The following is a 17342-nucleotide window of genomic DNA, read 5'->3' on the forward strand; positions in this document are numbered from 1 at the left end:
GGTGCCGCGCGGACGGGCGTCCGGGGGCGGTGGACCGGGTCAGCGACAGACGTAGCCGGCGATCCGGACCAGGTCGACGTGACGACGCCGGGTCAGACGGTCCCCCGGGGTCGCGGTGACCCGCCCGTGCGGGTCGGGCGGCAGGTACCGCCTCGGACTCGTCGTCACCACCTCAGCCGATCACGTGACGACGGGTCGGGCAAGGGCGCGTCCAGCCGTCGGGAGGGGAGCTCCGATGTCCGGACAGAGTGCTCCGCACGGCCGACCCGCCGGTCCGGCGTGCGGACGGGCACGGGTGGGCGCCGCCATGATCGGCGGCTCGGACGCGATACGCGACAGCTGTGTCGTCGATCGCCGCCGATCCGCTGATCACGTGGTCGTTCGCGAACGGTTCGCGCCGATCCGGCCCGCTGCGGACACACCAGGGGCCACGATCCGGCGGTGTCGATCGAGAAGCTGCTCCTGCGTCAGGACGGCGTGATCGCCCGGTCCCAGGCCCGGGAGTGCGGGGTGTCGGTGCGGACGCTGCAGCGACGGGTGGCCGCGGGGGAGTGGATGGACCTGCTGCCCGGGGTGTCCCTGGCCGGCGGGCACCCGCTGACCGACCGGGCCCTGGTCCGGGCGGCGTGGTTGTGGGGAGGTCCGGCGTCCCTGGTCAGCGGGACCGCGGCGGCGTTCTGGCACGGTCTGCTCGACCATGCGCCGCCACGGGTCGGGCTGACCGTTCCGCGGAGGGCCACCCGGGTCGCGACGCCCGGTGTCCGGTTACGGCGCCGGGACATCGCACCCGAGGACCGGGTCCGGTGCGACGGGATCGGCCTCACCGGCATCGACCTGACGGTTCTGGAGACCGCGGCGGTGATCGCGGACGGGCCGGCGTTCCTCGACCGGGCGTTGCAGCGCAGGCGCGTCGGCATCGACGGTCTGCACCGTGCGTACTGCCGGTCGGCGGGCGCCCACGGCATGCGCCGGGCCGGGATGCTGCTGGTGGCGGCGGCCGATCGGGCGGACTCCGCGATCGAGCGCCGGTTGGCGGACCTGCTCCGGCGGGCGGGGATCACCGGCTTCGTCCTCGGCCACCCGTTCGGCGACCGGCAGATCGACCTGGCCTTCCCCGACGCCCGGCTCGCCGTGGAGGTCGACGGCTGGGCCTGGCACACCGACACCGCCCGGTTCCGGGCCGACCGTCGCAAGGGCAACGACCTCATGGCAGCGGGTTGGGTCCTGCTGCGCTTCACCTGGCACGACGTGATGGACGAGCCGGCCGAGACCGTGTCCCGCGTACGGGACGCGCTCGCCCGGGCGGCGTGAACTCCGGGTGATCAGATCCTCGGCGGTGATCCGCGACGGGGATGTCGTGAATCACCGCCGGAGCGCCGATCACCGGGACCGTGGGCCCGAACCGGCCCGACCCTCACCGGGGTGATCAGAGCTTCGGCCGTGATCTGCGACGGGGATGTCGCCCATCGCATCCGAACCGCTGATCACCGGGGCGGGGCGGGCCCGTCGTGCGCGGAACGGGCGGCGCGCCGCCGACCGGGTCCGGCTCAGCCGGAGACGGCCAGCTCGGTGGTGACCGGGGTGGTGTTGCGGAACAGGTCGAGCACCGGGCAGTGCTCGTCGACCGCGGCGTGGAGCTGCCGGCACCTCTCGGCCGGGGCCGGGCCGTCCGGGGTCACCTCGACACGGACCTCGCCGAAGACGGGGTGGACGCCGTCGTCGAGGCCGGGGTTCGTCGACGGCGAGGGTGTGGCGCCCCGCACGAGGAGGGGACCGCCGGTGCTCATCCCGCGACCGGCACCGCGGCGGTGTCGGTGGAGCGCGCCGGAGCCTCGGTGGGCGCGGCGGCCGGGGCGGCGGCACCCCGGCGCTTGCGCAGCTTCGAGAGCAGGCTCGAGTCCGGGCGGTCGGCCAGGGCCGAGGTGAAGCGGTCGAGGAAGATCGCCACGATGACGACGGCGAGGCCGCCCTCGAACCCGCCCGCGATGTCGAGGTTGGTCACCGCGCTCACCACGACCGACCCGAGGCCCTCGGCCCCGGCCAGCCCGGCGACGACGACCATCGACAGCGCCAGCATGATCACCTGGTTGATGCCGGCCATGATCGACGGCAGCGCCATAGGCAGCTGCACCTCGCGCAGGATCTGGCGGGGGTGCGCACCGAACGCGTGCGCGGCCTCCACCACCTCCGGGTCGACGCCGCGGATGCCCAGCTCGGTCAGGCGCACCGCCGGCGGGATGGAGAAGATCGTCGTCGCGACGACGCCGGGGACCACGCCGATGCCGAAGAAGAACACCGCCGGGATCAGGTAGACGAACACCGGCGTGGTCTGCATCAGGTCCAGCAGCGGCCGCAGCGCGGTGCCGACGGCCTTGCTCCGCGCCGCCCAGATGCCCAGCGGCACACCGATCGCGGTCGCGATCAGCGCCGCGACCAGCACCAGGCCCAGGGTCTCCATGGTCTCCTGCCACAGGTCGAACGAGGAGACCAGCGCGAACCCGACGAGGGTGAACACGGCGAACCCCGCGCCGCGCACGAGCAGCGCGACCACGACCAGGATCACCAGCCACACCCACCACGGCGGGCCGGTGAACACGGCGGTGAGGCCGTCCACGACGACGGTGACGACGGCACCGATGCCGTCGAGCAGGCCACCGGCGACCTGCAGCAGCCAGAGGACGAACGCCTCGACGTAGCTTCCGAGCTCGAACCTGGGCATCAGCCGTTCCCGTTCCGGTCGTGGGTGGACGCGGACAGGGCGTCCTTGGCGTCGGAGTGCGTGGACAGCGCGGCGAGGACGGCGCCGCGCGGGACGACGCCGGTCAGGCGACCGTCGTCGACGACCGCGAGCGGCACGGGGTTGCGCCCGACCGCGTGCAGCAGGTCGATCAGCGGACGGTCCGGCTCGGTCGTGCGGTACTCCTCGACCAGCGCGGAGCGGTCGATGCTCGTGACCCCGGTGCTCGCCGCGTGGCCCAGCCAGTCGTCGCGGACCACGCCGAGGATCCGATGCTCGTCGTCGACGACGTAGGCGCCGGTCGCCTCGGCCTTGCCGAGCCGGACGAGCACGTCGGCGGGCTTCTCGTCGAGCGTCACGGTGATCCGCGGCTCGCGGATGACGTCGGTGGCCGTCAGCACGCGGCTGCGGTCGACGTCGGAGACGAACTCGGCGACGTAGTCGTCGGCGGGCGAGGCCAGGATCTCCGGGCCGGTGCCGACCTGGACCAGGCGGCCGTCCTTGAGCAGCAGGATCCGGTCGCCGAGGAGCATCGCCTCGTTGAGGTCGTGGGTGATGAACACGATCGTCTTGCGCAGCTCGCGCTGCAGCCGGACCAGCAGCTTCTGCATGTCGCGGCGGATCAACGGGTCCAGCGCGGAGTACGGCTCGTCCATCAGCAGGACGTCGGTGTCGCTGGCCAGCGCGCGGGCCAGCCCGACGCGCTGCTGCATGCCGCCGGAGAGCTGGCCGGGGTAGGCGTCGGCACGGTCACCGAGGCCGACCTGCTCCAGCGCCCACTGCGCGGTCCTGCGGCGTTCGGCGGCGCCGACCCCGCGGATCTGCAGCCCGTACTCGGCGTTCTGCGCGACGGTGCGGTGCGGGAGCAGGGCGAAGTGCTGGAACACCATGCTCATGCGCTCGTTGCGCAGCGTGCGCAGGTCGGCGTCGCCGAGCGAGCCGAGGTCGCGGCCGTCCACGTCGATCGTTCCCGAGGTGGGCTCGATCAACCGGTTGAGCAGCCGGACCAGCGTGGACTTGCCGGACCCGGAGAGGCCCATGATCACGAACAGCTCGCCGGGCGCGATGTCGAACGACACGTCGCTCACGGCCAGCGTCGCGCCGGTGCGGGACTGGATCTCCTTGCGGCCGACCCCCTCACCGGCCAGCTTGACGGCCTCGTCGGCGCCGGACCCGGAGCCGAACACCTTCGTCAGGTGGTCGACCCGGATCATCGGGGTCTGCGCCTCACCCTGGGCCTGCGCCCTCACGGCGCCCGACGACCCGTTCGTCGCCGTCTTCTCGTCGACCGTGCTCATGCCGCTGCCCCTACCCACTTGCGGACGAGCTCGGGGTGGCGGGCGACGTAGTCGCGGGCCACCTCCTCGACGTCCTCGTTGTCCAGGTCGACCCGCTTCAACATCTGCTCGACGTCGGGCACCGGCAGCTCGAAGCGCTGCAGCATCGAGACGAACCGCGGGGCCGATGTCTGGAGTTCCTTGCTGGCGGCGGTCCAGGCCGCGTAGTCCGGCATGGCGCAGGCGCCGTCACCGGTGTCGAAGCAGCCGTCCTTCGCCGGCGTCGGTTCGTCGAGCTTGGTCATCTCGAACTCTTCGAACACGTAGTGCGGGTGGTAGAGGTAGACCAGGATCGGCGAGCGCCGCTCGTAGGCCCGGCGCAGCTCGGCGAGCTGCGCGGCCTCGCTGGACGACACCTGCTCCAGGTTGAGCTTGTAGCCGGCGAGACGCTTCGTGTTCTGCTCGGTGGTCAGGAAGCTGGGGTCGGAGTCGATCAGCTTGCCGTCCAGCGCCGCCGCGTAGTCGTTGAGCTGGGTGACGCTCTTCAGGCCGGCCAGCGGCTGGCCCGGCGCCGTCGCGTAGGTCGGCACGTACCAGCCCTGCTCGGCGCCGCCGTAGGTCTGGTGGACCATCTCGATCTTCTCCGCGGCCTTGGCCGCGAGCTTCTTCTGGTTCGGCATAGCGACCTCGGAGAGCAGGTCGACGTCGCCGCGCTGGGCCCCGGCCCACGCCGTCGCCGGGCCCACCTGGATGGTCTTGAACTCGCCCACTCCGAGCCCGGGGTGGCCGGCGACGACCTCGGCGAGGATGGCGTTGGTCAGCTTCGCCGCGCTCCACGGGAACTGTGCGGCCCGGACGGTGACGCTGTCGTTCGCGCCGGACGCGCCGCACGCGGCCAGCGTCGCGACGGCCAGCACCAGCGCGAGGACCAGGCGCACGGTGCGGAGGGGTGGTTTCATCGGGTGAACCTACTGTCCGAAGTCGGTGGTGCGCAGCACCTCGACGCCGAGGGGACCGTCCCCGCGCAGCGTTACGCGGTGCATCACGCGCCGCGCGTCGCCGTAGTCGCGGTTCGCGTAGTGCGCCGTCGAGCGGTTGTCCCACATCGCGACGTCGCCCTCGGCCCACCGGTGCCGGACGATGTGTTCGGGCTTGGTGAGGTGGGCGTAGAACAGGTCCAGCAGGTACCGGCTCTCCGCGTCCGACACCCCGACGATGCGGGTGGTGAAGCCCGGGTTCACGAACAGCGACTTGCGGCCGGTCTCCGGGTGCACCCGGACCACGGGGTGCACGACCGGCTCCAGCATGGTGACCGTCTCGCCCTCCCACTCGCTGCCCTGGCCCTGCTGGCGCTGCAGGAGGCGCTCGCCGAAGTCGCGGAAGCCGTCGTGCTCGGCGGAGAGCTCGTCGGCCAGGCGTTGCACGGCGGGGGAGAGCGAGGCGTAGGCGAGCTCCAGGTCGGCCCAGTTCGTGTCGCCCCCCGAGGGCGGCAACGTGACCGCGCGCAGGATCGAGCCCAGCGGCGGGCGCTTCATGAACGTGACGTCGGTGTGCCAGACGTCGGAGAAGCCGTCGTCGGCGCTGTCGAGGGCGTAGATCTCGGTGTGCGCGTCGTCGATGCCGGGGACGACCGGATGCGACGCCGTCAGCTCCCCGAGCCGGTTGCCCAGGCGCACCTGCGCGTCCGGGTCGAGGGTCTGGCCGCGGAAGAACAGCACCTTGTGCGCCGTGAGCGCGGCACGCACGTCGGCGACGACCGTGTCGTCGGCGGTGGCCAGGTCGAGGCCGTGCACGAGCGCGCCGAAGCCGGGGCCGAGCGGCTCCAGGTCGAGCGAGCCGGTTCGCGGACCGGAAGCGGACAGGGTGGCGCTGGACATGGAGGCTCCTCGGACGTGCGGGCAGACGTGACCCGGGTCGGACACACGACTCCCGCGGGATCGGACGGGGGAGGGGTCGCCGTCGGCAGGATCCGGACGGCGGGCGTCAACGACAGGTGTAGCCCGCGGTCCTCATGAGGTCGACGTGACGACGGCACGTCAGGTTCCGGGCGCCGGGCATCCGTTGATCCTGTGCAGGCGAGCGCTGTGAGTCAACCCTCGTGGGGTCGATCACGCTGCGCCGCAGCGTTGCGTACCCACCGGACCGGCCAGGCCGAGCGGGTCGGCGTCGCGCGGGTCCGGGGTCGGCGCCCACCGGCCGTCGACGACGGCGTAGTCCCAGCGGGGCCCCTCGGCGACGAGCGCGGTCAGGGCGGAGAGGAGACGGTCGACGTCCTCGGCGGTGCTGCCCAGGCCGAGGCTGGCGCGCACGGCGTTCCCGTCGCCGGCCCCGTCCCCGCCGTCGGCGAGCCGGGCCAGCAGCGGGTGCGCGCAGAAGCGGCCGTCCCGGACCCCGATCCCGTGCTCGGCCGACAGGTACGCCGCGACCAGCCCGGCCGGGACGCCGTCGACGACGAAGCTCGCGACCGCCACCCGGTCCGGGGAGTCGTTCCAGATGCGCAGCGACGTGACGCCGTCGATCGCGTCGAGCCCGTCGGTGAGGCGGGTGAGCAGGGCGCGTTCGTGGGCGGGGGCGACCTCGTCCAGCAGGGGTGCGAGGGTCCGGCAGGCCGCCGCGAGCGCGGCGGCGCCGAGGACGTTCGGGGTGCCGGCCTCGTGCCGGTGCGGAGCGGGCGCCCACGCGGCCTCGGCGGTCGTCCCGTGGATGCCGACGTGGGCGACGGCACCGCCGCCGGCCAGGTGCGGCGCGGCCTCGTCGAGCCAGTCCCGGCGCCCGACGAGGGCGCCCGTGCCGTAGGGCGCGTAGAGCTTGTGCCCGGACAGGGCCACGTAGTCCGCGCCCCAGGCGGCGAGGTCGATGCGGCGGTGCGGTGCGGTCTGCGCGGCGTCGACGACGACGCGGGTGCCGTAGGCGTGGGCGATGTCGACGACCTGCGCGATCGGGAGCGTCTCGCCGGTGACGTTGGAGGCACCGGTGACGGCGAGCAGCGCGAAGGAGCCGCGGGCCAGCGCGTCGTCGACGGCGGCGAGCGTCGCGTCGACGCCGGCGCGGGCCGCGATCACCCGCGAACCGGGCCGGGACTGCCAGGGCAGCAGGTTCGCGTGGTGCTCCACGTCGAGGGTCAGCACCGGGCCGGGGACGCAGGAGGCGAGCAGGTTCAACGAGTCCGTGGTGTGGCGGGTGAACACCGTGACGTCGCCCGGGCGGGCGCCGACGAACTCCGCGACGGTCGTCCGGGCCGCCTCCAGCACGCGGGTGCACACCTGGGAGGCGTAGCCGGCGCCGCGGTGGACGCTCGCGTACCAGGGAAGCAGGGCGTTCACCTCGTCGGCGACGGCCTGCAGGGCGGGCGCGCTCGCGGCGACGTCGAGGTTGGCGTAGCGCACGCAGCGGCCGTCGACGAGCGGGACCTGCAGGTCGGCTCCGACGACGGAGGGAAGGTCCACGGCGGTCGCGGCGGGGGCGGTGGCAAGGGCGTGGGACATGGCGGTTCCTCGGGTCGATCAGGACCCTCAGACGTGCCGACGGGTCCGCGCTTGCCGCACGCGGGTGTCGCGCCGGCCCGGTCCTCACCCGGAGCACCCCACCGCGGAGGAGGGTTGCCGGCCAGCGAGCCGGGGCTTGACGCTGGCGCTCATGACCTGGCGGTGAAGTTACGAGCGCGTGATCGCCGATGTCAAGTGCGTGGGGCCGGGGCGTCGCGCATCACGTTCTTCATCGGAAGTGTTGACAGGCGACGGGAGTGGCTACCTAGAGTCGTGTCAGTACCCGATCACGGGTGCGCACCATCCAGAGCGGCCGAGAGACCTGGCTCGTCGACGCCGCAGCAACCCCCCGCATCCCGCGGGTGCGGGTGCTCACGCCGGGACCGATGGGGGGATCGATGAACGGAAACGCGGTGCGCGTGCCGTCCGTCGACCGCGCCTCCTTCCACGGGCGCTGCCGTCGTCACGTGGATCTCCTGCGCGTCACCAGCGCGGCCTGTCCGGCCTGACCGCCCCGGACCGGCCCCACCACCCGCAGTAGGCGGCGCCCCGCGCGCCGCAGGAAGCGGTCACCACCCATGTCCACTTCGGACCACCTTCGTCTCGCCGTCGCGCTGAGCGACGCCGGATGGCACCCCGCCGCCTGGCGCGAGGCCGACGCCCGCCCCGGTGAGCTGTTCACCGCCCGTTACTGGGCCGACCTCGCGGCGATCGCCGAGCGCGGCCTGCTCGACCTGATCACGATCGAGGACGGGTTCGGACTGCAGTCGACCGATCACCTCGCGGAGTCCGACCGGCGCACCGACCAGGTGCGCGGGCGGCTCGACGCGCATCTCGTCGCGGCCCTGCTCGCGCCCCTGACCAGCAGGATCGGACTCGTCCCCACCGTCACCACGACGCACACCGAGCCGTTCCACGTCGCGAACGCGCTCGCCACGCTCGACCACGACAGCCTCGGCCGCGCCGGGTGGCGGGTGCAGGTCTCGGCCCGCGCCGACGAGGCGCGCCACCTCGGGCGTCGCGCCCTGCCCGGCGTCCGCCGCGAGCACCTGGACACCCCGGAGACCGCCCGGGTCGTGCAGGAGCTCTTCGACGAGGCCGCGGACGCCGTCGAGGTCGCGCGCCGGCTCTGGGACAGCTGGGAGGACGACGCGGAGATCCGCGACGACGCCACCAACCGCTTCGTCGACCGGGACAAGCTGCACTACATCGACTTCTCCGGGGACCACTTCGACGTCCGCGGGCCCGCGATCACCCCGCGCCCGCCGCAGGGGCATCCGCTGGTCACCGTGCTCGCGCACCGCGAGGTGCCCTACCGCCTCGCCGCCCGCTCCGCCGACGTCGTGTTCGTGACCCCGCAGGACGTGGACGACGTCGCGTCGGTGATCGGTGACGTGCGCGCCGCGGAAGCGGCGGTCGGACGAGAGGGGGAGCCGCTGCGGATCCTCGGCGACCTGGTGGTCCTGCTCGACCACACGCAGGCCGCGGCGCAGGAGCGCCTGGCCCGCCTCGACGCCCGCGACCCGCTGCGCTCCGACGCCGCGATCCTCGCCACCACCCCGTCCGACCTGGCCGACCTGCTGGTCGCCTGGCACGAGGCCGGCCTCGACGGCTTCCGCCTGCGCCCGGGCGTCCTCCCCGACGACCTGAACGCAATCGCCGACGCGCTCGTCCCCGAGCTGCAGCGCCGCGGCGCGTTCCGCACCGCCTACGACGACACCACCCTGCGCGAGCGGTTCGGGCTCTCCCGCCCGGCCAGTCGCTACGCCACCGCCGGGAGCACCGCATGACCCGCAAGCAGATCATCCTCGGGGCGTACTTCCCCGGCGTGAACCACGACACCGTCTGGAGCGACCCCGCCTCCGGGAGCCACATCGACTTCGCCTCGTTCGCGCACTGGGCCCGCACCGCCGAGCGCGGCAAGCTGGACCTGCTGTTCCTCGCCGAGGGCCTGCGCCTGCGCGACCGCGGGGGCGCGATCTTCGACCAGGACGTCGTCGGGCGTCCGGACACGTTCACCGTGCTCGCCTCGCTGGCCGCGATCACCTCGCACATCGGCCTGGCCGGGACGATCAACTCCACCTACAACGAGCCCTACGAGCTGGCGCGCAAGTTCGCGACGCTGGACCTGCTCTCCGGCGGCCGCGCCGCCTGGAACGTCGTGACCAGCTCGGACGCCGACACCGGCGAGAACTTCCGGCGCGGCGGGTTCCTCGGGCACCACCAGCGCTACTCCCGGGCCCGCGAGACGCTCGAGCTCGTCCGCCGGCTGTGGGACTCCTGGGGTTCCGACGCGGTCGTCGCCGACAAGGACGCCGCCCGGTTCCTGCGCGACGGCGACGTCGGGGACTTCGCGTTCTCCGGCGAGCAGTTCGACGTCTCCGGCCGGTTCACCACCCCGCGCAGCCCGCAGGGGCACCCGGTGATCCTGCAGGCCGGGGAGTCGCCGTCCGGCCGGGACTTCGCCGCCGCGCACTCGGACGCGATCTTCTCCCGCTACCAGAAGTTCGACGAGGCCAAGGCGTTCTACGACGACGTCAAGTCCCGCGTCGCGAAGGCCGGCCGCAACCCCGACGAGGTGAAGATCCTCCCGTCGGCCGCGGTCGTCCTCGGCGACACCCTCGACGAGGCCCGGGACCGCCACGCCGAGATCCACCACCGCCAGGTGGACCCGCAGACCGCGATCGTCCTGGCCGAGATGGTCTGGAACCGCGACCTGTCCCGCGTCGACCCGGACGGCCCGGTGCCCGACCTCGACCCCACCCCGGACGCGCCCAAGTGGATCCGCGGGCGTGCTCCGCTGACCCAGGACGCACACGCCACCGCGGCCGCCTGGCGCGAGCTGGGCCGGGAGAAGAACCTGAGCCTGCGAGAGGTGGTCAAGCACGTGTTCGATCGCGCCGTGTTCGTCGGGACGCCGGAGTCGGTGGCCGACGAGATCGACCGCTACGTCCGCGACGGGGCCACCGACGGCTTCATCGTCGGCTCGCACGTGAGCCCGTCCGGGCTCGACGAGTTCGTCGACCGGGTCGTGCCGCGGCTCGTCGACCGCGGGGTGTTCCGCTCGGAGTACGCCGGCGCCACGCTGCGCGACAACCTCGGCCTCGCTCCACCCGCGCGGTTCGGCGAGCCTCGCCGGCACGACTCGTCGGTGGCGTCGTGAAGCGGGGATGCGCCGTCGCGGCCCTCGCCACGACCGCCGCGCTGACGCTGTCCGCGTGCGGCTCGGGCAGCGGGGGCGCGGGCGCCGACGCGGGCCCGCCCCGTCCCGGCGGGACGCTGACGTTCGCCGTCTCCAGCGACCAGGGATGCGCCGACCCGCAGCAGGTGACCAGCAACGACTCCGTCTACTCGGTCCGCCAGATCGTCGACTCGCTGACCGACCAGGACCCGGCCACCGGTGACATCAAGCCCTGGCTGGCCACCAGCTGGAAGGTCAACGCCGACGCCACGTCCTACGACTTCACGCTGCGCCCGGGCGTCACGTTCAGCGACGGGACGACGCTCGACGCGAACGCGGTCAAGGCCAACCTCGACCGGGTGCCGAAGATCGGGGCCCGGGGGAGCCTGCCCAAGGGCTACCTCTCCGGCTACCAGGGCACCACGGTGACGAGCCCGACGACGTTCACCGTCCGGTTCGCCCAGCCCAACGTGCAGTTCCTGCAGGCCACGTCCACGTACAGCCTCGGGATCCTGGCGCCGTCGAGCGTCGCGAAGACCGACGACGAGCGCTGCACCGGCGTCATCGGGTCCGGCCCGTTCGTGCTGGAGAGCTACACCAAGAACGACTCCACGGTCCTGACCAAGCGTGCCGGGTACGACTGGGGCTCGTCGCTGTTCACCCACCCCGGCGAGGCCTACCTCGACCGGGCCGAGTTCCGCGTCGTGCCCGAGTCCGGCGTGCGCACCGGCAGCCTGCAGTCCGGTGAGGTCGACGCGATCGCGAGCATCGGCCCGCAGGACGAGGCGCCGTTGAGCGGGGCCGGGGTCGACCTGCCCGCCCGGGCCAACCCCGGCCTGCCGTTCGGGATCGCGTTCAACCAGGCGAGCCCGCTCGGCAGCGACCCGGCGGTGCGCGAGGCCGTCTCGCTCGGGATCAACCGGCCCGAGGTCGTGAGCGCGGTGTTCACGTCCCAGACCAAGCCCGCAACCAGCGTCCTGGCCTCCAGCACGCCGGAGTACGTGGACAACAGCGCGCTGCTCGGGTTCGACGCCGCCCGCGCCGGCACCGTGCTCGACGCCGCCGGATGGCGGGCCGGGCCGGACGGGATCCGGGTGAAGAACGGGCAGAGGCTCACCGTGCCGATCACGTTCGCGAACAACCTCTCGACCGTGAAGCCCGCGCTGGAGCTGATCCAGCAGCAGCTGCGCGCCGTCGGGATCGACGCCCAGCTCAAGGAGATCCAGATCTCCGACGCGCCGGTGGTCCAGCAGAGCGGTGACTTCACGGCGTTCTGGGGCAACCTGACCCGCGCCGACCCGGACATCCTGCGCAGCCAGTACTGGACCGGGGGCACGAACTTCTACCGGGTGAAGCCCGGCCCGCTGGACGCCCTGCTCACCGGTCAGGCCGCGGCCACCGACCCGGCGCAGCGCACGGCACTGGTGGACCAGGCGCAGAAGTCGATGATCACCCAGCGCCTCAACGTCCCGGTGGTCGAGCTGACCACGACGCTCGGCGTCGGTCCGGCCGCGCACGACGTGGCGTTCGACGCGTCGTCGCGGATCCAGCTCCACGACACCTGGAAGTCGGAGTAACCCATGGCGGTCTATCTCCTGCGGCGCGTCGCGCTCGCCGTCGGCGTCCTGTGGGCGGCGTACACGGTGTCGTTCGTGGTGCTCTACCTGCTGCCCGGCGACCCCGTCGCGACCATGGCGGCCGGCGGGGACGGTGAGCCGGTCAGCCCGGCCGAGCTGGACGCGCTGCGCGCCCGGTACGGGCTCGACCAGCCGCTGATCGTGCAGTACGGGACGAAGCTCTGGGCGGCGCTGCAGGGCGACTTCGGCCGGTCGTTCGCGACCGGGCAGGACGTGAGCTCGGCGATCGGCGAGGCGCTGCCGTCGACGCTGCAGATGTCGCTGTGCGGGCTGCTGGTCGCGATCGTGTTCGGCTCCGCCGTCGCACTGACCGCGACCTACACCCGGTCGCGCTGGCTGCGGCAGGTCCTGATGGGTCTGCCGTCGCTGGCGGTGTCGCTGCCGGTGTTCTGGGTCGGGCTGATGCTGGTGCAGCTGTTCTCGTTCCGGCTGGGGCTGCTGCCCTCGGTCGGTGCCCGCGGGCCGGAGGCGCTGGTGCTGCCGGCGATCACCCTCGGCCTGCCCACCGGCGCGCTGATCGCGCAGGTGCTGGCCAAGTCCATGAGCCAGGCCCTCGACGAGCCCTACGTGACGACGGCGCGGGCCAAGGGCGTCGGTGAGGCCGGCGTCCACCTGCGGCACGCCCTGGGCAACGCCGTGATCCCGGCGCTGACGGTGTTCGGCTACGTCGTCGGGAACCTGCTCGCCGGCTCGGTCGTGGTGGAGACCGTGTTCACCCGTCCCGGCCTGGGTCGGTTGACCGTGTCCTCGGTCGGGGTGCAGGACATCCCGGTCGTGCAGGGCATCGTCGTGTTCGCCGCGTTCGTCTTCGTGCTGGTCAACCTCGCCGTCGACCTGATCTATCCCGTGCTCGACCCGCGTATCGCGACCGGAGCTGCACTGTGACCGAACTCTTGGTTCGTGAGACCTCGCCGCCGGACGGGACCACCCCCGGGACGACGGTCGCCGTGCCCGTCCCGGCCACCCCGCGCGAGCGGGCGGCCCGGCTGGGCCGGTTCCTGCGCGTCCGTCCCGGGCTCGTCGCCTCGGCCGTGTACGTGGTGCTGGTGCTGGTCGCGGCGTTCGCGCCGTCGGTGCTCGCCCCCGGTGACCCGACGATCGGCGTCCCCGGCGACAAGCTGCTGCCCCCGGGCACCGCCGGACACCTGCTCGGCACCGACTACCTGGGTCGGGACGTCTGGACCCGGGTCGTGCACGGCGCGTCGCTGTCGTTGCAGGCCACCGTGATCGCGGTCGCCGTCGCGCTCGTCGTCGGCGGTCTGATCGGCCTGCTGGCCGGGTTCGTCGGGCGCTGGGTGGACGAGACGCTGATGCGGTTCGTCGACGTGCTGCTGGCCATCCCGGCGATCCTGCTGTCGCTGGCGCTGATCACCGCGCTCGGCTTCGGCACGATCAACGTGGCGATCGCGGTGGGCATCGCGAGCGTCGCGAACTTCGCCCGGGTGATGCGCGCGGAGACGTTGCGGATCCGGCGCTCCACCTACGTCGAGGCGGCCCGCTCGGTCGGCACCCGCTGGTACGTGACGCTGCGGCGGCACGTGCTGCCCAACGCCGCCGGGCCGGTCCTGGTGCTGGCCGTGCTGGAGTTCGGCCTGGCGATCCTGGCCGTGTCGTCGCTGAGCTTCCTCGGCTACGGCGCGCCGCTGCCGACCCCGGAATGGGGCTCGCTGGTGGCCGAGGGCCGCAACTACCTGGCAGGAGCGTGGTGGCTGTGCGCGATTCCCGGGTTCGTGATCGCGGCCACCGTGCTGTCGGTGAACCGGATCTCCCGGGCCCTGGACGGGGAGTGGGCGAGGTCGGCATGAGTGCCCCGAAGAACGCGACGGCGATACTGCAGGTCAGTGACCTGGAGGTGACCTATCGGGCCACCGGCGGGCGAATCCACGCCCTGCGCGGGATCGACCTGGAGGTGGCGCCCGGCGAGGTCGTCGCCGTGGTGGGGGAGTCGGGGTCGGGCAAGTCGACGCTGGCCCAGGCCGTCGTCGGTCTGCTGCCGGTGAACGGTGCCGTCGGCGCCGGGACGATCCGGCTCGCCGGCGACGAGCTCACCGGCCTGTCCGAGAAGGCGCTGCGGACGGTCCGCGGCCGGAAGGTCGGGCTGATCCCGCAGGATCCGACGGTCTCGCTGAACCCGGTGCAGAAGATCGGCGCCCAGGTCGCCGAGGCGCTGCGCGTGCACGGGCTCGCGGACCGGCGCGGCGCGCGGATCAAGGCCGTCGAGCTGCTCGAACGCGCCGGGCTCCCGGAGCCGGCGACACGCGCCGGGCAGTACCCGCACGAGCTCTCCGGCGGCATGCGGCAACGCGTGCTGATCGCCGTCGCGATCGCCGCCGACCCCGGCCTGCTGATCGCCGACGAGCCCACCAGCGCCCTCGACGCCACCGTGCAGCGCCGCATCCTCGACCACCTCGACGCCCTGCGCGCCGAGACCGGCAGCGCGCTGCTGCTGATCACCCACGACCTCGCCGTCGCCGCCGACCGAGCCGACCGGATCGTCGTCATGTCCGGCGGGCGCATCGTGGAGCAGGGGCCGGTCGACGAGATCCTGCACCGCGCCCGCGACCCGTACACCCGCGCCCTGATCGGGGCCGCGCCCGGACTGTCCGCGACCGCGGCCGTCCCGCCCCCACCGCCGAAGGAACCGGACGCGGACTCGCCCTCGGGGCCGATCGCCGAGGTGCGGAACCTGGTCAAGGACTTCCGCCTGCCCCGGGCCGCCGGGCGGCGCGCGACGCTGCGCGCCGTCGACGACGTCTCGTTCACGATCGGGCGCGGGGAGACCCTGGCGCTGGTCGGGGAGTCCGGGTCGGGCAAGTCGACCACCGCGCGGCTGCTGCTGCGCCTGGCCGACCCCACCTCCGGCGAGGTGATCTTCGACGGCGACGACATCACCCGCGTCAAGGGCGACGCCTGGCGGAGGCTGCGCCGCCGTGCGCAGCTGATCTACCAGAACCCGTACGCCTCGCTGGACCCGCGCTTCACCGTCGAGCAGGTGATCACCGAGCCGCTGCAGGCGTTCGGTGTCGGCTCGGACGCCGAGCAGCGGGAACGGGCCGCGGAGCTGGTCGGGCGGGTCGCGCTGCCGTCCTCGGTGTTGCAACGCCGGCCGGTGGAGCTCTCCGGCGGGCAGCGCCAGCGGATCGCGATCGCCCGCGCGCTGGCCCTGTCCCCGGACCTCGTGGTCTGCGACGAGCCGGTCTCCGCGCTCGACGTGTCGGTGCAGGCCCAGGTGCTGGCGTTGCTCGGGGAGCTGCAGGCGCAGGGCGGGCTGAGCTACCTGTTCATCTCGCACGACCTGGCCGTCGTCCGGCGGATCGCGCACCGCGTCGGGGTCATGCGTGACGGCAGGCTTCTCGAGCTGCGGCCCACCGAAGAGCTGTTCGACGCCCCCCGCGAGGAGTACACGCGCGACCTGCTGGCCGCGATCGCCGGTCGGGGTCACTCGGTGTCGAGGGCGGCGGTGTCGAGGGCGGCGGTGTCGACGGCGGCGGTGTCGGAGGTGGTGGGCGGATGACGATCCCGCTGTCGGTCCTGGACCTCTCGCCGGTGCCCGCCGGCGGCACCCCGGGCGACGCCCTGCGGAACTCGATCGATCTCGCCCGCGCCGCGGAGCGGTCCGGCTACCAACGGTTCTGGGTGGCCGAGCACCACCTGAACACCGGCGTCGCGTCGTCGTCGACGCCCGTGCTGGTCGGTCTGATCGCCGCCGCGACCGAGCGGATCCGGGTCGGGTCCGGCGCGGTGCAGATGCCGAACACGCGACCGCTGCAGGTCGCCGAGCAGTTCGGCACGGTCGCCGCCGTGCACCCCGGACGGGTCGACATCGGCCTCGGCCGGTTCGACCTGCACAAGATCCTGCGCCTGATCGAGAAGGGCCGGGCCGCCGCCGCGTCCGACGGGGGCGGACCGCCGCCGCAGACCCCGGCCCCGCGGGTGGTCGACGGGCTGCTGGTGCCCTCGCCCGGCCGTGTCGCCGGTGACCTCTCCCTGTTCGGCGCGCTCGGTGCGCTGCTCGGTTTCCACGCCGAGGACCCGCCGCCGGACTACCGCGAGCAGGTCGTCGACGTGCTGTCCTACTTCGACGGCACGGCGGTGCGCCCGGACGGGCAGCCGCTGCACGTCCTGCCGGCCGAGGGCGCCGACGTCGAGTTCGTCGTGCTCGGCTCCAGCCCGGGGACCAGCGCGAACGTCGCCGGCGAGCTGGGACTGCCGTTCGCCGCGAGCTACCACACGGTGCCGCACGCCGTCCTGGACGCGGTCGCGGCCTACCGCGCCGCGTTCCGCCCGGGCCGCGTGCCGCGCCCGCACGTGTTGATCTCCGCCGACGTCGTCGTCGCACCGGACGACGACACCGCCCGGGAGCTCGCCGCCCCCTACGGCCAGTGGGTGCTCGACATCCGCACCGGCCGCGGCGCACGCCCGTACGTCACGCCGTCGGAGGCGAGGGCCCGTGAGTGGTCCGACGCCGAGCGGGCGGGGGTCGCCGACCGGATCAGCACCCAGTTCGTCGGCTCACCCGCCACCGTCGCCGACCAGCTGGAGACCCTCGCCCGCGCGACCGGCGCCGACGAGCTCCTGATCACCACGATCACGACCGAGCACTCCGACCGGATCCGCAGCCACGAGCTCCTGGCCCGCGAGTGGGCCGCCCGCTCCGCCACGGGTGCACCGGCAGGGGCGCCCGCCGGGGCGCCTACCGGGCCGCCCGCCGACGGGTCTCCGGTGATCGACGCCCACGCCCACGGCTGAGCGCGGGTCCGGACGTCCCGCTCCGGACCCTCACGACGGCGCCCGCCGGTCCACGTGCCGTGCCGTACGGTGCCGCGCCGCGCGCCGTCGCTCCGGTCGCGCCCGCGGCTGGAGCCGTCTCTCCACAGCCGAGACGGACCCGACAGGGATGGATCGCCGGATCGCCTCCGCCGGTGGCCGTCTCGACCGCCGGTTGCCGCGTACCGGGCTTCCGTCTCGTGCCGGACCCCTCTCTCCGGACAATGCTTCACGAACAAGCACGTCTCGTGAGGCATT

At 73.5% G+C, this 17342-nt stretch carries 15 protein-coding genes and 2 riboswitches; of the genes, 8 read left to right on the forward strand and 7 right to left on the reverse strand.

Annotation, left to right across the window (positions count from 1 at the left end; all coding sequences use genetic code 11):
• Positions 1 to 39: 39 nt before the first annotated feature.
• Complete coding sequence (locus EV383_RS32590; RefSeq protein WP_278044819.1) at positions 40 to 168, reverse strand: hypothetical protein; 129 nt, start codon at positions 166 to 168, stop codon at positions 40 to 42.
• 273 nt (positions 169 to 441) lie between these two features.
• Between EV383_RS32590 and EV383_RS09000 the strand changes: the two genes are divergently transcribed.
• Positions 442 to 1311, forward strand: coding sequence for a DUF559 domain-containing protein (locus EV383_RS09000; RefSeq protein ID WP_130289497.1), 870 nt, complete (start codon positions 442 to 444; stop codon positions 1309 to 1311).
• Between the two features lie 236 nt (positions 1312 to 1547).
• Here the strand turns inward: EV383_RS09000 and EV383_RS09005 are convergent, their stop codons facing one another.
• From EV383_RS09005 to EV383_RS09030, 6 genes are all read right to left on the reverse strand, one after another.
• On the reverse strand, positions 1548 to 1787 hold the full coding sequence (locus tag EV383_RS09005) for an OsmC family protein (protein ID WP_130289498.1): 240 nt from the start codon (positions 1785 to 1787) through the stop codon (positions 1548 to 1550).
• On the reverse strand, positions 1784 to 2719 hold the full coding sequence (locus EV383_RS09010; RefSeq protein WP_130289499.1) for an ABC transporter permease: 936 nt from the start codon (positions 2717 to 2719) through the stop codon (positions 1784 to 1786). The genes EV383_RS09005 and EV383_RS09010 overlap by 4 nt, the downstream gene beginning before the upstream one ends.
• A complete protein-coding gene (locus EV383_RS09015) occupies positions 2719 to 4035 on the reverse strand; it encodes a quaternary amine ABC transporter ATP-binding protein (RefSeq protein ID WP_278044820.1) in 1317 nt (438 codons plus the stop codon). The genes EV383_RS09010 and EV383_RS09015 overlap by 1 nt, the downstream gene beginning before the upstream one ends.
• A complete protein-coding gene (locus EV383_RS09020) occupies positions 4032 to 4973 on the reverse strand; it encodes a glycine betaine ABC transporter substrate-binding protein (protein WP_130289500.1) in 942 nt (313 codons plus the stop codon). Before EV383_RS09020 ends, EV383_RS09015 begins: the two co-directional genes overlap by 4 nt.
• A 9-nt stretch (positions 4974 to 4982) precedes the next feature.
• Positions 4983 to 5891, reverse strand: a complete 909-nt coding sequence (locus tag EV383_RS09025; protein ID WP_130289501.1) for a TauD/TfdA dioxygenase family protein — start codon at positions 5889 to 5891, stop codon at positions 4983 to 4985.
• A gap of 231 nt (positions 5892 to 6122) precedes the next feature.
• A complete protein-coding gene (locus EV383_RS09030) occupies positions 6123 to 7499 on the reverse strand; it encodes an aminotransferase class V-fold PLP-dependent enzyme (RefSeq protein ID WP_130289502.1) in 1377 nt (458 codons plus the stop codon).
• A 42-nt stretch (positions 7500 to 7541) separates the two neighbouring features.
• Positions 7542 to 7656, reverse strand: a riboswitch (SAM riboswitch).
• A gap of 140 nt (positions 7657 to 7796) precedes the next feature.
• Positions 7797 to 7892, forward strand: a riboswitch (SAM riboswitch).
• Between the two features lie 185 nt (positions 7893 to 8077).
• Here EV383_RS09030 and EV383_RS09040 point away from each other — a divergent pair.
• The 7 genes from EV383_RS09040 to EV383_RS09070 all read left to right on the forward strand — a co-directional run bounded on the left by EV383_RS09040 (position 8078) and on the right by EV383_RS09070 (position 17066).
• Positions 8078 to 9289 carry an LLM class flavin-dependent oxidoreductase gene (locus EV383_RS09040; RefSeq protein ID WP_130289504.1) on the forward strand — a complete coding sequence of 404 codons (1212 nt, stop codon included), beginning with the start codon at positions 8078 to 8080 and terminating at the stop codon, positions 9287 to 9289.
• A complete protein-coding gene (locus EV383_RS09045; protein WP_130289505.1) occupies positions 9286 to 10662 on the forward strand; it encodes an NtaA/DmoA family FMN-dependent monooxygenase in 1377 nt (458 codons plus the stop codon). The genes EV383_RS09040 and EV383_RS09045 overlap by 4 nt, the downstream gene beginning before the upstream one ends.
• Entirely contained in the window at positions 10659 to 12257 is a 1599-nt protein-coding gene (locus EV383_RS09050; RefSeq protein ID WP_130289506.1) for an ABC transporter substrate-binding protein, read from the forward strand. The genes EV383_RS09045 and EV383_RS09050 overlap by 4 nt, the downstream gene beginning before the upstream one ends.
• Positions 12258 to 12260: 3 nt before the next feature.
• Positions 12261 to 13202 (forward strand): ABC transporter permease, encoded by a 942-nt coding sequence (locus EV383_RS09055; protein WP_130289507.1) that lies wholly within the window; start codon positions 12261 to 12263, stop codon positions 13200 to 13202.
• Positions 13203 to 13303: 101 nt separating this feature from the next.
• Entirely contained in the window at positions 13304 to 14122 is an 819-nt protein-coding gene (locus EV383_RS09060) for an ABC transporter permease (protein ID WP_207223769.1), read from the forward strand.
• The gene (locus EV383_RS09065) at positions 14119 to 15831 is read left to right on the forward strand and encodes a dipeptide ABC transporter ATP-binding protein (RefSeq protein ID WP_130289508.1); all 1713 of its coding nucleotides are present in this window, start codon (positions 14119 to 14121) and stop codon (positions 15829 to 15831) included. Before EV383_RS09060 ends, EV383_RS09065 begins: the two co-directional genes overlap by 4 nt.
• Positions 15828 to 17066 (forward strand): LLM class flavin-dependent oxidoreductase, encoded by a 1239-nt coding sequence (locus EV383_RS09070; RefSeq protein WP_130289509.1) that lies wholly within the window; start codon positions 15828 to 15830, stop codon positions 17064 to 17066. The genes EV383_RS09065 and EV383_RS09070 overlap by 4 nt, the downstream gene beginning before the upstream one ends.
• Positions 17067 to 17342: the final 276 nt, after the last annotated feature.

It is taken from the genome of Pseudonocardia sediminis, assembly GCF_004217185.1.
GTDB classification, from domain to species: Bacteria; Actinomycetota; Actinomycetes; order Mycobacteriales; family Pseudonocardiaceae; genus Pseudonocardia; species Pseudonocardia sediminis.

What these genes read in the sequence shown, in the direction of transcription:
- EV383_RS09025 (WP_130289501.1), bottom strand. Translation starts at nt 5,891, where the DNA reads ATGTCCAGCGCCACCCTGTCCGCTTCCGGTCCGCGAACCGGCTCGCTC.
- EV383_RS09070 (WP_130289509.1), top strand. Translation starts at nt 15,828, where the DNA reads ATGACGATCCCGCTGTCGGTCCTGGACCTCTCGCCGGTGCCCGCCGGC.
- EV383_RS09045 (WP_130289505.1), top strand. Translation starts at nt 9,286, where the DNA reads ATGACCCGCAAGCAGATCATCCTCGGGGCGTACTTCCCCGGCGTGAAC.
- EV383_RS09065 (WP_130289508.1), top strand. Translation starts at nt 14,119, where the DNA reads ATGAGTGCCCCGAAGAACGCGACGGCGATACTGCAGGTCAGTGACCTG.
- EV383_RS09010 (WP_130289499.1), bottom strand. Translation starts at nt 2,719, where the DNA reads ATGCCCAGGTTCGAGCTCGGAAGCTACGTCGAGGCGTTCGTCCTCTGG.
- EV383_RS09020 (WP_130289500.1), bottom strand. Translation starts at nt 4,973, where the DNA reads ATGAAACCACCCCTCCGCACCGTGCGCCTGGTCCTCGCGCTGGTGCTG.
- EV383_RS09015 (WP_278044820.1), bottom strand. Translation starts at nt 4,035, where the DNA reads ATGAGCACGGTCGACGAGAAGACGGCGACGAACGGGTCGTCGGGCGCC.
- EV383_RS09005 (WP_130289498.1), bottom strand. Translation starts at nt 1,787, where the DNA reads ATGAGCACCGGCGGTCCCCTCCTCGTGCGGGGCGCCACACCCTCGCCG.
- EV383_RS09040 (WP_130289504.1), top strand. Translation starts at nt 8,078, where the DNA reads ATGTCCACTTCGGACCACCTTCGTCTCGCCGTCGCGCTGAGCGACGCC.
- EV383_RS09030 (WP_130289502.1), bottom strand. Translation starts at nt 7,499, where the DNA reads ATGTCCCACGCCCTTGCCACCGCCCCCGCCGCGACCGCCGTGGACCTT.
- EV383_RS09055 (WP_130289507.1), top strand. Translation starts at nt 12,261, where the DNA reads ATGGCGGTCTATCTCCTGCGGCGCGTCGCGCTCGCCGTCGGCGTCCTG.